The following is a 17,313-nucleotide window of genomic DNA, read 5'->3' as shown; positions in this document are numbered from 1 at the left end:
TCTCTATGCTCTCTTGAAAATGCCATCTTTTTAATGACTTCAGGATACATAAAACACCCTCTCCATTTCACATAAACTTCTTCATCCCGGAAATAGAACTTACGTTCGCATAAAAGATTATAAAATATTCAGCCATAAAAAACAAACAAAATATTATCAAATTTTAATTTCTTTCTTTTGGGAATATTTCAACATTATATTACCATACTCATTTTTTAAATACATATATATTTTTGGTAGTTTTTTGAATAAATCTTCCAATTCAATCAGAAAATAATGGCAAAAAAGAAGAGGAGTATACATATGGATACCGTAACATTAGCAAGGGCATTTTTTGGTTCTTCATTAGCATTCCACATTATCTTTGCAACGCTTGGAGTCGGGCTTTCTTTAATGATTTTTATAAGTGAAATACTCTATCACTGGAAGAAAGATTCCGACTATGCCATTATGGCAAAAAGATGGACAAAGGCTTTTGCTATCCTTCTCGGTGTAGCAATTCCAACTGGAACAATTGTTGGTGTACAAATTTCGCTTCTTTGGCCTGGTTTCGCCAAAATTGTTGGTCAAGTTATTTCCGTTCCGTTTCAAATTGAGATTTTCGCCTTCTTTTTAGAGGCTTTATTCATGTCTATTTATGTATATGCAGCTGATAAACTACCTCCAGTTATGAGATTAATCTCGCTATTTTTCGTTATGATTGGTGCCACTGCATCCGCCGTGCTTATTACATCAGCAAATACATGGATGAACACACCTGCGGGCTTTTCAATGGGGCCAGATGGCTCAGTTTTTAACGTTGATCCGTGGAAAGCTTTCTTTAATCCAAGCTTTGGCACAAGTGCATTCCATGTCGTTATTACAGCCTATACAACTGGAGCAGCTGTTATCGCTTCTATCGCTGGATTTAAATTATTAAAGAAAAATTTAAGTGCGCGTGAAATTGCTTACCATAAAAAAGGATTACTGTTAGGGCTTGTCGTTACATTTATCACTGGTGCTACGATGTGGCTTTCAGGACACGAATCTGCTATTGCCTTACATAAACATTCACCTGAAAAACTAGCATCTGCTGAAGCTTTGTTTGAAACGACATCCCACGCTCCGTTATCGCTTGGCGGGGTTGTGGATCCTAACACACTTGAACTAAACTATGCCCTTGAAATTCCGAACATGCTTAGCTTATTAGTGGGACTAGACCCTAGCACCGTTGTAAAAGGTCTAAAGGAATTTCCACAAGAAACGTGGCCACCATTTTACACACATACACTGTTCAACTTAATGGTCGGCACTGCTGCCTTTACCTTTGCAGTTGCAGCTATTGCCCTCTTATATTGGCACTTTGTTTACCGAAAAAAAGGAGTAGAGTTACCGAAGTGGCTTCTTTGGGGAGCTGCCGCATGTGGACCCGTTATGTTGCTCGGTATTGAATTCGGATGGATCTTTAGTTGTAGTGGTCGTCAGCCATGGACAATTTATGGCATGCAACGCACGGTAGATGCTTCTACACGCGCTGATTTCGTCGGTCCTTTATTTGTTTTATTCATCATTTTATATATTGGACTCGGTATTTTAACAGTCTTTGTACTACGGACATTCTTTAAGAAACATCCGTTAAAGAATGATTTACATCACGAAGGAGGCGATTCTCGTGCATGAGGAAAGCATTGCAATCATCATCTTATGGGCTCTTATTTTCGTATATAGCATACTAGGGTCTATTGATTTTGGAGCTGGTTTTTGGGGCATGGTATACGCTAAACACCCGACGCTTGCTGCCAAGCTTGCTAATCGGTACTTATCACCAACTTGGGAAGTAACAAATACGTTTCTTGTCTTTGTCGTTGTCGCTTTTCTCGGTTTCTTTCCAAAAGCAGCCTTTACCCTGGCAACGGTTATGTTTGTACCAGTTATGTTAATTTTAGTACTCGTTGCGATTCGCAGTACATTTATGGTATTCGCTTACTCCCTACCAAAGTACCAACACCTTCTTCGTATTATTTCAGGTATTACGGGGCTCTTAATCCCAGCTCTATTAATTACCGTGCTGCCCGTTACAGAAGGTGCTTATATTACGATGTCTGAAGGAAAAGAAGTGCTCCTTTACGGAAAACTTCTTTCTAGTCCCGTTATTTATTGTTATATGCTCTTTGGACTAACTTCGGAACTATTTCTATCCTCTCTCTTTCTTGCTGATTTTGCTAGGGAACAAGGTTCTGAAGATACGTACCGAATTTATAGGAGAAATGCCATCATACTTGGTCCTGCAACGCTCGTGACTGCTATTATCGCTCTCGTTGTAATGGACCCTGAAACACACTGGCTTATGCAAGGACTAATAAAGCAATTCCCATGGTTTACAGTCTCTATCATTTTATTTGTTATCGGATATTCCTCCCTTTGGTGGACAAATAAGAAGTATGGCACACTAGGCTTTCCTCGCATTGCAGTTTTAGCTGTCGTCGCTCAATATGCATTTGCAAGCTACGCTTACGGCGTCGCCCATTTACCGTATATCATTTATCCGGACGTAACTGTATTTACAAGCTTTACGACGGTCGAAACATTCTATGCACTTCTTATTCTTTACGCAATCGGGATTGCAATTTTACTACCCGGATTCATTTTCTTCTGGAATTTATTCTTGAAGGATCGAACTTTTTTGAAGGAAAAATAATAAAGTGAAACTTTAATCAGTGGGGGTTTTGTTCATCCCCCACTGATTATTAGCCTTCACCAATCGGGCGTTTACGGGCAGTTGATCTCCCACCTAACTTCTTTGCTCCAGCCGAATTTTGAGGTGGGAGTCTTACTGCCCGACAAATAGCGGGATAAATGAGGGGCATTCGTACATAGAATGCCCCTCATTTATTAGACGTCTCTCCTACTAGTTATTACACTACCACTGATACTTGTCCTATAGCTCAAAGAACACATATTCACTCTATTCCATTATATGCCTAGTTCTTCTTATTTCCTGCTGAATATACTAGCAATATAAACTTGAGACAAGCTACATTTGTTCAAGGGAAAATAGAAAGGTAGGTTAAATATGAGCATTGAAATATGGATTACTATTATTGTATTCTTCTTAACAATGATTGTTGTCTTTTGGCGACCCCGTGGCTTAAATGAGGCATGGCCGGCAGCAGTCGGCGCTGGCATTATCCTCATTACTGGACTTGTATCAAAACCAGACGTCATGGACACTATAAGTAAAATCGGCGGTGCCTCTATAACGATACTAGCGACCATCGTTATGGCGGTTATATTAGAAAGCTTCGGCTTCTTCCACTGGTCCGCAGCAAAACTTGCAAATTTAGCAAAGGGCTCCGGTCGCCGTTTATACTGGTATATTCAATTATTATGTTTTCTTATGACACTTTTATTCAATAACGACGGTAGTATTTTAATTACAACACCGATTTTGATTTTACTTCTGAAAAACCTTCAATTAAAACCTCATCAACAAATCCCTTATTTATTAAGCGGTGCTTTAATCGCCACTGCATCTAGTGCACCAATCGGTGTAAGTAATATTGTAAACTTAATCGCATTAAATATTGTTAATATGACTCTTTATATGCATACAGCTATGATGTTTGTACCTGCAACACTAGGACTACTGTTTATGTCATGGCTCATGTATACAGTTTTAAAGAAAAAACTTCCAGAAAGATTACCTGTTTCTTCATATGATATTGAAGAGATTTTTTTCACGAAAAACTTCCATCCATTAAAAGGAAAAAATTCTGTTGATACAAAACAAAAACGTACAAAATTCATGTTAAAAGTATTAGGCTTCGTCTTCCTTATGCGCTGTCTTCTATTCGTTGCATCCTTCTTATCGATTCCAATCGAAATTGTTGCTGTACTCGGTTCACTCGTTCTTCTCATCTGGAGATGGTACTACTTACGAACAAACCCAGTCGATATTTTGAAAAAGACACCGTGGCACATTTTAATTTTCGCTTTCTCTATGTATGTAATTATTTACGGGCTTCATAACGCAGGATTAACAGCGGCACTTGTAAGTTGGCTCGAACCAGTTGTAAGTCAGCATCTACTCTATGCCAGCTTTGCAATGGGCGGACTTGTTTCCCTCCTCTCTAACGTCTTCAATAACCACCCTGCACTTATGATTGGTACCATTACGTTAACGGAAATGGGCCTAGATCCAGTCACATTAAAAACTATCTATCTTGCAAATATCATTGGTAGTGACATCGGTTCACTATTGTTACCAATTGGTACGCTAGCTTCCCTCATTTGGATGTATATACTAAGACAAAACAAAATTAAAGTGAAATGGAAGGATTATTTAAGCGTATCTCTCATCGTAATCCCACTCACAACAGTCGTCACATTATTCCTCTTATACTACTGGGTACACTTATTTTTCTCCTTATAGACAACAGAAGCCCCCTTTGCTACCGTCTTAGCAAAGGGGGCTTCTTCTATATTTAAGTTAGGTACAGTGTGATCAATCAAGTAAAGAGGTGTAACGTATTATTGATATAAGTGACTACCAATTTCTTTGAATTCTACCGCTTTCTCTTTCATTCCTTTTTCAATTGCTTCTGTCGTTTCTAAATCATTTTCTTTCGCATATTCACGAATATCATGCGAAATTCTCATACTACAAAACTTCGGTCCACACATTGAACAGAAATGAGCTGTTTTCGCCCCTTCTGCTGGCAACGTTTCATCATGATACTCCATCGCACGTTCAGGATCTAAAGATAAATTAAATTGATCGCGCCAACGGAATTCAAATCGTGCTTTCGAAAGTGCATCATCACGCTGATGAGCCGTTTTATGCCCTTTCGCAAGATCGGCTGCATGCGCAGCGATTTTGTACGTAATAACCCCTTCGCGAACATCATCTTTGTTCGGTAAGCCTAAATGTTCTTTCGGAGTTACATAACAAAGCATCGCCGTTCCAAACCAACCGATCATTGCAGCTCCAATCGCTGAAGTAATATGATCATAACCTGGTGCAATATCTGTCGTTAACGGCCCAAGTGTATAGAACGGCGCGCCCTGACAAATATCAAGTTCTTTCTCCATATTTTCTTTAATTAAATGCATCGGTACATGCCCAGGTCCTTCAATCATAACTTGCACATCATGTTTCCAAGCGATTTTTGTTAATTCACCAAGTGTTTCAAGCTCAGAAAACTGTGCTTCGTCATTTGCATCTGCAATAGAACCTGGACGTAATCCATCCCCAAGAGAGAACGAAACATCGTACTGCTTCATAATTTCACAAATCTCTTCAAAATGAGTATATAGGAAGTTTTCTTTATGATGGAATAAACACCACTGCGCCATAATCGAACCACCTCGCGAAACAATACCTGTCATACGCTTTGCAGTAATTGGAATGTAACGAAGTAATACACCAGCGTGAATCGTGAAGTAATCAACGCCTTGCTCCGCCTGCTCAATTAACGTATCACGGTATACTTCCCACGTTAAATCCTCTGCAATTCCGTTTACTTTTTCAAGCGCTTGATAAATTGGCACAGTTCCAACTGGTACCGGAGCATTACGAATAATCCACTCACGCGTTGTATGAATATTTTTACCTGTAGATAAATCCATAATCGTATCTGCACCCCAGCGAGTCGCCCACGTCATCTTCTCTACTTCTTCTGCAATAGAAGACGATACAGCAGAGTTTCCGATATTTGCATTTACCTTTACGTGGAAATTACGTCCAATTATCATCGGTTCCGCTTCAGGATGGTTAATGTTCGCCGGCAAAATCGCACGACCTTCTGCAATCTCCTTACGAACAAATTCAGGCTCTACCCCTTCACGAATCGCAACATATTCCATCTCAGACGTAATAATGCCATTACGCGCATAATGCATTTGCGAAACATTTGCACCTTGCTTCGCTCTAAGCGGCTTACGATCCATTTGCGGGAAAACAGGTGTATGTTTTGAAGCCACTTTCACACCGTCATCCTCTGGTTTCACTTCGCGCCCTTCGTATCCTTCTACATCACCACGCTCCAGGGTCCAAGAGTGGCGCGGCGTTGGAATCCCTTTTTCCAGCTCCACTTTATACCCTGGATCTGTATAAGGTCCACTCGTATCATACACACGGATTGGCGGATTTTGAACACCGTTCGTATCGCTTTGTTCAATCTCGCGCATCGGCACTTTCATACCCGCGCGTAGCCCATCCACATACACTTTCTTACTTCCTGGTAAACTCGATTTCAATTCAATTTGCTCTGCAGAAACAGACTGTTTCATAACCTTTATTGCCCCCTGTTCGTGACAAGGACGAGATATGGCCAGCGTATGCCAAAATAAAAAGAGCCAGGTCCATAAAAAAATAAGGACCTGGCTCATAAAGACATAATTATGTAAAGCCGTTAACTTCCCTACGCTGGTACGAGCCAGATCAGGTCCAAAGGGTTAAGAAGTTCACACGCTTCTCTCTCAGCCTACGCATACGTTAGGCACCCCTAGTTTATCACTGATTTAATTTTCAATACTTTCCCATCATACCCTATAATCTGAAAAATGCAAAGTTTATTTCTTTTTTTGTTTACGGGATCATCCAAGTTAAATAATAAGCCTGCACATACGTCATAATCCCAATAATAGTAACGAAGAATAAACTATGCTTCAATGTAAAGCGGAACAAATCTGACTCTTTCCCAGCAAGTCCAACTGCCGCACAAGCAATCGCAATTGATTGCGGAGAAATCATTTTACCTGTTACACCGCCCGTTGTATTTGCTGCAACGAGAAGCACTTCAGATACACCGACTTGCTGCGCTGTAATTGCTTGTAAATTCGAAAACAGTGCGTTCGCTGACGTATCTGATCCTGTTAAGAATACCCCAATCCAGCCTAAGAATGGTGAGAAGAACGGGAATAGTCCGCCAGTTCCTGCAAGTGCTAACGCTAATGTAGAAGATAAACCAGAATAGTTTGCGATAAATGCGAATCCTAATACGAATCCAATAGATAGAATTGGCATTTTTAGTTCGTTTAACGTTTCTTTAAATGTGGCTACTGCATCTTTTGCACTCATTTTCAAAATAAAGATAGAAATGATACAAGCAATTAAAATTGCTGTTCCAGTCGCTGATAAAACATCTAATTTCAAGATTGCTTCATAAGGTGTTGGTTTATTTACAATTGGCTCTGCTTTCATTACTAAATTGTGCAAGCCTGGAACTTCAAATTTAAATACGAGACTTTCTAAAGCACCACCTGGAGCGAATAATGCTTTAAAGAAACTTTGGCTCCAAATGACTACCATCACAGTTAAAATAATGAAAGGAGACCATGCTTTTACTACTTTTCCTACTGTTAGTTTCGGCATAGATGTCGTCGTTGCTGCTACTTCATTATTTGCTTCTTTAGACTGATAAATTTCTTTCGGCTGCCAAACTTTTAAGAATAGCGATAAACTTACTAAACTTACAAGCGCTGACGTAATATCAGGAAGTTCTGGCCCTAAAAACGTCGCTGTAATAAACTGTGTAATTGCAAATGAACTACCGGCTACAAATAAAGCAGGCCACGTTTGTCTTACTCCTTTAAAACCATCCATTAAAAATACGATAAAGAACGGAACAAATAAAGATAAGAACGGTAATTGATGCCCAGCCATTTGTCCAATTTTATGTGGATCAATGCCTGTTACTTGTCCAGCAACTGTAATCGGAATCCCCATCGCTCCGAACGCTACTGGTGCAGTATTTGCGATTAAACAAAGACCTGCTGCATATAAAGGATTTAGCCCAAGACCTGCAAGAAGCGCTGCCGTAATCGCTACTGGTGCACCAAATCCTGCTGCCCCTTCCAAAAATGCTCCAAATGAAAATCCGATTAAAATAACGAGTAAACGATGGTCATTCGTAATGGATAATACAGATGCACGAATGACATCAAATTGACCTGTTTTCACAGAAATTTTATATAAAAATACTGACATAATGATAATCCACGCAATTGGCCATAATCCGTATAAGAAACCGTATCCGGTCGCTGCCATTGCCATTGTGAATGGCATTTTATACGCAAATAAAGCCACCAAAATCGTTAATACAACTGTAATAAATCCTGCCACATACCCCTTCATGCGGAAAACTGCTAAAGCTAAGAAAAAAAAGATGATTGGAATAAGTGCGACTGCTGCCGAAATCCAAATGTTACCGAACGGATCGTAAACTTGTGTCCATGTGTTCATTGTTCTCTCCCCCTAAAGAATCCCCTTTTAAATAGATATAACCTAATCAATAGACTATCAGGTCATCATACCTTTAAGTCTAAAAAAATATAAACGCCTACGAAAACGTTTTCATTAATTTTATCACACCAATTTTCATTTAAAAAGATTTTTTTGAAAATTTTATTATTTAAACAGAAAATCTTACAAAAACGTCACGTTCTTGTAATGTTAATCGATAGGAAGCTTACCAAATTTACTGCATACTAAAGGTATAACAACGGACATTACTTATGAGGTGATATATATGAACGGAAACAAAATATTAGCAGCTTTATCATACTTTAGTGTATTATTTGCGCCTATCTTATTCCCTATTATCGTGTGGATTGTGGGTGATTCTGAAACGAAACCACATGCAAAACGTGCTCTATGGACACATATTATTCCAAGCATTGCTTCATTTATTGGATTAGTTATTTTAGGAATTATGGGCATCGGATCTGATCAACCAGACGTAACACTTGGAATTGGAGCAATCATCGTCTTATGCATTTGCGGAATCATTAGCTTATACTACTTCATTTGGAATATCGTGAAAGGGATTAAGGTACTGAAAGCTTAGTTTTAAACAAACGTTTGATTAAAAAGAAACTGTCGCATAATCGTAAATGAAATTTTATCGGCGATTCGACAAGAGTAACCTACCTATTAATAAGAAAAAAACCGTCCCAAAATACCTTTTGGGACGGTTTTTTTATCTTCTGCGTTTCTTCTTTTTTCTCATCATTTTCTTTCGGCGCGTATTTGCTTTATCCGCTATAATGTGGAGCGTACTCGCCACAACAATTCCCATTACAAACGTTACAATTTCAACCTCGTATTCCTTCGTAATTTCTATTAAATTTCCGTCGAACGCTATTATATTTAATAGGAATAAAAACGGAGAAAACACGATTAACATATATGCAATACGAATAATATCACCAATTATAATCGTATGTGTGAAGAAGGAACGATGGGGCATTACGCTCCTATATGGATACCAAAAAATGCGCAGGAATCCCCATTTATTATACGCATTACTGTACGTATCTAAATCCGGTGTTAAAAATGAAGTACCTACTAAAAAGCCAATTGCAAAAGTTAATAAAAAATCAAAATTTGTTAATCCATACGAAAAGAGCATAAACAAAACAACCGGAAGGGATATTAAGTTTATTTTCGTATGCGTTCTTCCTGATGGCATAATGCACTTCCTCGCTTACGTTCGCCCTGTCATCCGACAGGTCTCACCTATTGATCTAATTTTTGATCGATAAATGATGTGTCTATATCCGAACCAAACCATTCTGCCAACTTCACTCGTGCCTTATCTTTCACTTCTTCATTTACGTATATCGATGCTTGTAATAGTGCGGCCATTAACGCACCTAAATCATCCGTATAACCAATTCCAGCAACGAAATCTGGGATTGCATCAATCGGTGCAATGAAATAAGCAAGTGCTCCGATTACAATAATTTTCACTCGTTTTGGAACATCCGGTCTTTGCAAAACGTAAAACAACAATAAACTCGCATAGATTACCGACTGCCCTGCCTGCTTCGCAACATGTTTTATTTTCTTCCAAAACGCTTCAACTGAAAATTTTTGTTTCATTCAAAAGCCTCCCTATTTTTCAAAAGAAATAAGCTACAATATGTTATGTTATCAGTAAAAGTTCATCAAAATTACACATAATCTATCAATGAAATTTCATTGTAACAAACAAAACCAAAAAGAACAAGTGTTCGTTAATTTTTTCGTATTTTCCTTCATATAATAGTTTTCTAGACAACCACTTAAAGATTTCTATTCCATATCTCTCAACCAAAAAACTTTCAATTCCGCTTAACATTCTTTTCTATTTTTGTTATATTTTCTAGTTGACGAGCAGATAAACGAATGTTAAAGTTTTCTCTGGTAGTGACAAATCACATACAAAAAATGTAAAATGTTATAGTGTTTCTCAGAAATGAATTTTGTTGTATAATACAGAAATGACGTTATGCTTATGAGCAGCACAAGAAACCAAAAAGGGTATGCATAGTTAAAGTCGTATATGGGTGAATATAGAAACTCTAATTATGACCAAGAAAACTATGTATTTTTTATTTTAACATTTTTCGCTCCAAAATCGACCAAGCCTGATAGAGAAAGGGTGGAAATGAATGAAAGAAACCATGAAATCGCAATTTCAAAATGTGCGTTTCACTTTATTCGTAGCTTTGGCCGTATGGCTAAAAACCTACATCATTACACGCACTAGCTTCGATTTAAAACTTGAATCGTTCATGCAAGAATTCATTTTATTCATTAGTCCATTAGCAGCATCATTACTGTTTGTGGGTCTTGCATTATTTGCAAAAGGGAAAAAACGGAACTATATAGCACTAGGAATTAACTTTATCTTAACGTTCATTCTTGTTGGTAACGTAATGTTCTACGGATTCTACAATGACTTCGTTACTTTACCAGTACTAGGACAAACGTCTAATTTCGGAAGTTTAGGTTCTAGTGTGAAAGAATTATTTAACTACAAAATCATCCTTGCATTTGCGGATATTATCGTATTCTTCGTTCTATTGAAGAAGAAGAAAGTGTTTGCACCGACAGAACGTGTAGCACGCCCGATGCGTTCCCTATACTTCGTGTCAACGGTTGCTATTTTCTGCGTAAACCTAGGATTTGCAGAAGCTGAGCGTCCAGAACTATTAACACGTTCATTCGACCGCGTTATGCTTGTTAAAAACCTAGGATTATATGTACACCAAGCATACGATCTTGGCTTACAAGCAAAATCAAGTTCACAAAAAGCGTTTGCTGATAGTAGTAAATTGCAAGAAGCAGAAAACTATGTGAAAACAACACAAAGTAAACCAGATCCAAATATGTTTGGTACTGCAAAAGGGAAAAACGTAATTGTTGTCTCTCTTGAATCATTACAAACATTCTTAATTGGTGCGCAAGTTAACGGACAAGAAGTTACACCATTCCTAAACCAATTTGCGAAAGAAAGTTATTACTTCGATAACTTCTTCCATCAAACTGGGCAAGGTAAAACGTCTGATGCTGAATTCTTAGTAGATACTTCACTATATCCACTAGACCGCGGTGCTGTATTCTTCACAAATGGTAACAACGAATATACAGCAACTCCAGAAATTTTACGTCAGCAAGGATACTACACTGCAGTATTCCACGCAAACAACGCAACATTCTGGAACCGTAATATTATGTATCCGGCACTTGGTTATGATCGTTACTACAACGAGCTTGACTACAAGATTACGCCAGAAACAAAATTGAACTGGGGACTAAAAGATATCGAATACTTCGATCAGTCTGTCGATATGTTAAAACAAGTGAAGCAACCGTTCTACACTCGCTTCCTTTCTTTAACAAACCATTACCCATTCACTTATGATGACAGTACGAAATTAATCGACGAATACAATTCTGGTGATGGTGTATTTGACCGCTATATGGTAACAGCTCGCTACTTAGACGAAGCAATGAAACACTTTATTGAGCGTCTAAAAGCTGAAGGTATTTACGACAACTCTGTTATCGTATTCTACGGTGACCATTATGGTATTTCTGAAAACCATAACCGTGCAATGGCACAGTTCTTAGGAAAAGAAGAAATTACTACGTTTGACCATATGAACTTACAAAAAACACCGATGTTTATTCACGTTCCAGGTCAAACAGAAGGTAAAACAATTTCAAAACCAACTGGTGAAATTGACATTAAACCAACAATTCTAAACCTACTTGGTGTAGATTCTACTAATGACATTCAATTCGGTCATGACGTATTCTCACCAGACAATAAAGGATTCGTTGTTCTTCGTGACGGTAGCTTCATTACAGATAAGTACATGTACACAAACAGTACATTCTACGACCGTAACACAGGTGAAGTTGTACAATTACCAAAAGAAGAAGCTCAACCAATGATTGATCGTGCACAAAATGAACTAAACATGTCAGACAAAATCATTGGAGGCGACTTACTTCGCTTCTCTGAAAGCAATAAGATCAAAACTGGCGAAGTAAAAACGGCTATTAAAGAAGACAAGAAGAGCGCTGAGTAATCTCAGCCTCTTTTTTTATTTTCCTCTCTACAAATTCTTCTATACATTAACTTTAAAATTACATAACCTTCATCTAATATTTACACCACATTAACGAAACATCTTTATAATAAAATATGTAAACGAGTTTCCACATATTTCTTATCTCTCATCTTTAATAAGATCCCTTAGAGAAATATGCGCATCATTTGTTTTCAACTTTCTTATAATTGTCTTTCCAAGTGTTTTGTTTGCATAAATGAAACCTTTAAAGACGATATCCCTATGAAAGATAGCTACCCTCCTTGTGCAACATTCCATACGAATGTTGCTTTTTTTTTTCAAAAAGCAGGATTCTTATTTCTCATTTTCGAATTTGTATATACAAAATGCTATAAATCACCACTACTTCTCTATGATTTACAAATACATATACGTCATATGTAGAGAATTGCTTACATAAAAATTACTATAGTGATTTTTATTCATGTACTAACGAAAGGATGGGACGAAAATTGGCATACGAAAGATTTGTACTATGGAATGATGCAGTTATTGATACAACGAAACATCGCGCGTACATAGAACTTGAAGAAAGAGGTTTACAATTTGGCGATGGAGTCTATGAAGTTATTCGCCTTTATAACGGAAACTTTCACTTATTAGACCCACATTTAACAAGATTATATCGATCCATGGAAGAAATAGAATTATCACTCTCTTTCTCAAAAGCCGAACTCATCACCTTACTCTACAAATTAATTGAAAACAATAATTTCCACGAAGACGGAACAATTTACTTACAAGTATCTCGTGGTGTACAAGCTCGAGCACATGCATTCTCATATGACACATCTCCGACAATCTATGCTTATATTTCAAAAAAAGAAAGACCATCTTTATGGATTGAATACGGTGTACGTGCTATATCAGAACCTGATACACGCTGGCTCCGCTGTGATATTAAATCGCTAAATTTATTACCAAATGTATTAGCTTATACGAAAGCTGAACGCAAAGGGTGTAAAGAAGCACTTCTCGTACGAAATGGTATTGTAACGGAAGGTAGCCATTCTAACTTCTTTCTCATAAAAAACGGAACGCTATATACGCATCCAGCTAATCATCTTATTTTAAACGGAATTATTCGTCAGTACGTCCTTTCTTTAGCTAACACCCTTCAACTTCCTGTACAAGAAGAGCTTTTCAGCGTTCGCGATGTTTATCAAGCCGATGAATGCTTCTTTACGGGAACGACTATTGAAATTTTGCCGATGACCCATCTCGATGGAACTGCGATTCAAGATGGTCAAGTTGGCCCTATCACCAAATTACTACAAAGGTCATTTTCTCAAAGTCTTTTAAAATCCAACAGCACATCTTCCTAAATACGAATAATCTTCTCATTTTCCACATCAAATATATGTATTTAAATGGAAATCAAGGTGTGAATTTATGCCTTGATTTTTTCTTGTAATCTTTTTGTCATATTCAGATTCCCGCATAAGTCTTGACAGTAATCGACATGCTCTTTAGAATTTTTAACAGTTGGTAAATATTTCTTCACTACATTACAGACAGAAAGGAATCGACAAATTATGAAAAAATACCTTGCCGGTCTTGCGGCAGTGTCTGTAGCAGGAGGAGCAGCACCTACACTTGATAGTGTTCAAGCTGCCCCTGAACAAAATACACAAAGAGCTGCTACACAAACTGTCCAAGCTTCCGCATCAAACAATTCATCATATACGGTGAATGCTAGCGTGCTACATGTTCGCGCAGGATCAAGTACTTCTCACGACGTCATCTCTCGCGTTTATAATGGTCAATCATTAAACGTAATTGGAGAAGAAAATGGTTGGTTCAAAATTAACCATAATGGACAAACAGGCTATGTTAGTGGCGAATTTGTATCAAAAAATGGTGCAAAAACAAATAACAATGTAAGTACAGGTGGCAACAATAAAGTTACTGCTGATGTATTACGTGTACGTACAGCTCCTAACACTTCTAGTTCTGTTTCAGGACGTGTATATGAAGGCCAAACTTTAAACGTAATTGGAGAAGAAAATGGTTGGGTGAAAATCAACCATAACGGCCAAACTGGTTATGTTAGTAGCCAATTTGTATCAGGCGCTTCTTCAAATACTGGCTCTACAAGCAATAACAACAATAGTAACAATGAAGCAACTGTTCAACCAGCAAGCGGAAACTATACAGTAAATGTATCTTCCCTTCGCGTTCGTACAGGTCCTAGCACTTCTCATCCAACTGTAGGTTCTGTTAAACAAGGACAAGTAGTACAAGTTGTAGGCGAAGTTCAAGATTGGTTCAAAATCAATTACGCAGGACAAACTGCTTACTTAAGCAAAGACTACGTAACAAAAGGCGGTTCTAACGAAAACGTCACTCAAGGTAACAACCAAGAGCAAAATAATAAGCCAGAACAAAACAAGGATGTAACTGTTCAAACTGGTGGTACTTACGTCGTTAACGCAACATCTCTACGTGTTCGTACAGGCCCTGCTGCTTACCATAGTGTAATTGGCGGCGTGTTAAATGGTACAACATTAAACGTAGTTGGATCTGAAAACGGCTGGTTTAAAGTAAACTACCAAGGAAAAACAGGCTATGTTAGTAGCGAATTTGTAAAATTCGTTAAAGGTGGCACTGCTACTCCTGAACAACCGAAACAACCTGATCAAGGTGCAATTGGCGACTACTACATTAATGCTTCTGCACTAAATGTACGTAGCGGCGAAGGTACAAATTATAGAATCATAGGCGCACTTCCACAAGGACAGAAGGTTCAAGTAATCTCTGAAAACTCTGGATGGAGCAAAATTAACTACAACGGTCAAACTGGTTACATCGGAACACGTTTCCTATCTAAAACACCAGTTGGTGGCGCAGTAGATAATAAGCCTAACGACAATCAAAATAACAATCAAAATCAAAATAATAACAATAACACTAATAATAGCGGTGACAGTTCTTCTCTACTTGCATACGCGAAATCTATGCAAGGCGTACCATACGTTTGGGGCGGTACTTCTGCTAACGGTGTTGACTGCAGTGGTTACATCTACCACGTATTTAAGAAATTTGGTCATAACATTAGCCGTCAAAGTGTTGCTGGATATTGGAGCAGCTTACCACAAACTTCAAGTCCACAACCTGGAGACTTAATTTATTTCAAAGACACTTATAAAGCAGGTCCTTCTCACATGGGTATCTACCTTGGGGGCGGATCATTTATCCAATCTGGAGATAAAGGTGTAGCAATCGCTTCATTAAACAATTCTTATTGGAAAAGCCATTTCTTAGGGTATACGAAAGCACCTTAAGTTATAGTTTCAGAGCCTTCTAGTTTACTAGAGGGCTCTTTTTATTATGTGTTCCCTATATCCCCCTCCTTTTACTCTCTATCCATGAAAAAATAATGTATCCATTTTCCTATTTCGTACACTATATTCCATAAAAATTGTCCAAAACGTTATCATAATGAATATATTTCCACAAAAAACATAACCTATTTCATGTCAATTCATTTCATATGTGTTTTTTCAAAGAATTTTCTTTTTATTTAAACTTTTCGTTAGACGTTTGACCTCCGATGTCCATTATGATAAGTTACTTAAGATGTTATATTCGCAAAAGTATAGACAACTGGTTTATACACTTTTTTACTATGAGGAAGGAGCATACACTGCATGAATATTTTATGGGGAATTGGCGGCGTGATTGGAGTATTAGCAATCGCTTTCTTATTATCTTCCAACCGCAAAGCTATTAATTGGCGCACAATTTTAATCGCGCTAGCATTACAAATGACATTTTCATTTATTGTATTACGATGGGATGCTGGAAAAGCAGGCTTAAAAATTGCTGCTGACGGTGTTCAAGGATTAATCAATTTTTCTTACGAGGGAATTAAGTTCGTTGCTGGGGATTTAGTCAACGCAAAAGGACCTTGGGGATTTATCTTCGTTATTCAAGCACTACTTCCAATTGTATTTATTAGTTCATTAGTTGCAATCTTATATTACTTAGGTATTATGCAGAAATTAGTTAGTTTCATTGGTGGTGCATTAAGTAAACTTCTTGGAACTTCTAAGGCAGAAAGCTTAAATGCAGTAACGACTGTATTTTTAGGACAAACAGAAGCACCAATTTTAATTAAACCTTACTTAGCACGTTTAACTAACAGTGAGTTCTTCACTATTATGGTAAGTGGTATGACAGCTGTTGCCGGATCGGTTCTTGTCGGCTATGCAGCGATGGGCATTCCATTAGAGCATTTATTAGCAGCAGCAATTATGGCAGCTCCATCAAGTTTATTAATTGCAAAATTAATTATGCCAGAAACAGAAAAAGTAGATAATAACGTTGAACTTTCTACAGAACGTGAAGATGCGAACGTTATTGACGCAGCTGCACGCGGTGCATCTGAAGGTATGCAACTTGTTATTAACGTAGCAGCAATGTTAATGGCTTTCATCGCATTAATCGCTTTATTAAATGGCCTATTAGGATTGGTTGGTTCTTGGTTCGATATTAAACTTAGCCTTGATTTAATCTTCGGTTACTTACTATCACCATTTGCAATCTTAATCGGGGTTTCACCAGGTGAAGCCGTACAAGCAGCAAGTTTCATCGGTCAAAAACTTGCAATCAACGAATTCGTTGCATATGCAAACTTAGGACCACACATGGCAGAGTTCTCCGCAAAAACAAATATGATTTTAACATTCGCAATCTGTGGTTTTGCAAACTTCTCTTCTATCGCAATTCAATTAGGTGTAACAGGAACGTTAGCTCCTACTCGCCGTAAACAAATTGCACAATTAGGGATTAAAGCAGTTATCGCTGGTACACTAGCGAACTTCTTAAACGCAGCAGTTGCAGGTATGATGTTCCTATAAATTCATGAAAGCCTCCTTTTTAAAAAGGAGGCTTTTTTATATAGTATAAACATAATTTTTATAT

General features: G+C 37.8%; 12 protein-coding genes, 1 pseudogene and 1 riboswitch. Of the genes and pseudogenes, 8 read left to right on the top strand and 5 right to left on the bottom strand.

Annotated elements, in window-relative coordinates; all coding sequences use genetic code 11:
• A pseudogene (locus AB3X48_RS08805) lies at positions 1-71 on the bottom strand (adhesin); the annotation flags it as partial.
• Positions 72-303: 232 nt separating this feature from the next.
• Between AB3X48_RS08805 and cydA the strand changes: the two are divergent.
• From cydA to AB3X48_RS08790, 3 genes are all read left to right on the top strand, one after another.
• Complete coding sequence (gene cydA, locus AB3X48_RS08800) at positions 304-1,659, top strand: cytochrome ubiquinol oxidase subunit I (protein WP_002144830.1); 1,356 nt, start codon at positions 304-306, stop codon at positions 1,657-1,659.
• A complete protein-coding gene (locus AB3X48_RS08795; RefSeq protein WP_002089640.1) occupies positions 1,652-2,677 on the top strand; it encodes a cytochrome d ubiquinol oxidase subunit II in 1,026 nt (341 codons plus the stop codon). Before cydA ends, AB3X48_RS08795 begins: the two co-directional genes overlap by 8 nt.
• Before the next feature lie 375 nt (positions 2,678-3,052).
• Entirely contained in the window at positions 3,053-4,411 is a 1,359-nt protein-coding gene (locus tag AB3X48_RS08790; protein WP_367959294.1) for an arsenic transporter, read from the top strand.
• A 98-nt stretch (positions 4,412-4,509) separates the two neighbouring features.
• Here the strand turns inward: AB3X48_RS08790 and thiC are convergent, their stop codons facing one another.
• Both thiC and lldP read right to left on the bottom strand, forming a co-directional pair.
• Positions 4,510-6,270, bottom strand: coding sequence for a phosphomethylpyrimidine synthase ThiC (gene thiC, locus AB3X48_RS08785; RefSeq protein ID WP_088099687.1), 1,761 nt, complete (start codon positions 6,268-6,270; stop codon positions 4,510-4,512).
• A gap of 111 nt (positions 6,271-6,381) precedes the next feature.
• Positions 6,382-6,497, bottom strand: a riboswitch (TPP riboswitch).
• Positions 6,498-6,568: 71 nt separating this feature from the next.
• Positions 6,569-8,224: an L-lactate permease gene (gene lldP, locus AB3X48_RS08780; protein WP_088099688.1), complete on the bottom strand. Its 1,656-nt coding sequence runs from the start codon at positions 8,222-8,224 to the stop codon at positions 6,569-6,571.
• A 286-nt stretch (positions 8,225-8,510) separates the two neighbouring features.
• Here lldP and AB3X48_RS08775 point away from each other — a divergent pair, with 286 nt between their 5' ends.
• Entirely contained in the window at positions 8,511-8,828 is a 318-nt protein-coding gene (locus tag AB3X48_RS08775) for a magnetosome magnetite crystal formation protein family (RefSeq protein ID WP_002159844.1), read from the top strand.
• A gap of 132 nt (positions 8,829-8,960) precedes the next feature.
• Here AB3X48_RS08775 and AB3X48_RS08770 read toward each other — a convergent pair whose 3' ends face one another.
• Both AB3X48_RS08770 and AB3X48_RS08765 read right to left on the bottom strand, forming a co-directional pair.
• The gene (locus AB3X48_RS08770; protein WP_016106650.1) at positions 8,961-9,452 is read right to left on the bottom strand and encodes a metal-binding protein; all 492 of its coding nucleotides are present in this window, start codon (positions 9,450-9,452) and stop codon (positions 8,961-8,963) included.
• 47 nt (positions 9,453-9,499) lie between these two features.
• On the bottom strand, positions 9,500-9,865 hold the full coding sequence (locus AB3X48_RS08765; protein WP_002159842.1) for a YkvA family protein: 366 nt from the start codon (positions 9,863-9,865) through the stop codon (positions 9,500-9,502).
• A 551-nt stretch (positions 9,866-10,416) separates the two neighbouring features.
• Here AB3X48_RS08765 and AB3X48_RS08760 point away from each other — a divergent pair.
• The 4 genes from AB3X48_RS08760 to AB3X48_RS08745 all read left to right on the top strand — a co-directional run bounded on the left by AB3X48_RS08760 (position 10,417) and on the right by AB3X48_RS08745 (position 17,249).
• A complete protein-coding gene (locus AB3X48_RS08760) occupies positions 10,417-12,345 on the top strand; it encodes an LTA synthase family protein (RefSeq protein ID WP_016106651.1) in 1,929 nt (642 codons plus the stop codon).
• 482 nt (positions 12,346-12,827) lie between these two features.
• A complete protein-coding gene (locus AB3X48_RS08755; protein WP_078174881.1) occupies positions 12,828-13,712 on the top strand; it encodes a D-amino-acid transaminase in 885 nt (294 codons plus the stop codon).
• Positions 13,713-13,922: 210 nt separating this feature from the next.
• A complete protein-coding gene (locus AB3X48_RS08750) occupies positions 13,923-15,671 on the top strand; it encodes a C40 family peptidase (RefSeq protein ID WP_199714945.1) in 1,749 nt (582 codons plus the stop codon).
• A gap of 366 nt (positions 15,672-16,037) precedes the next feature.
• On the top strand, positions 16,038-17,249 hold the full coding sequence (locus tag AB3X48_RS08745) for a NupC/NupG family nucleoside CNT transporter (protein ID WP_070170689.1): 1,212 nt from the start codon (positions 16,038-16,040) through the stop codon (positions 17,247-17,249).
• Positions 17,250-17,313: the final 64 nt, after the last annotated feature.

It is taken from the genome of Bacillus sp. S4, assembly GCF_040838205.1.
Classification (GTDB): domain Bacteria; phylum Bacillota; class Bacilli; order Bacillales; family Bacillaceae_G; genus Bacillus_A; species Bacillus_A cereus_U.
Note: the sequence above shows the minus strand (reverse complement) of the source record. Positions and strands in the feature narration are given on the sequence as shown.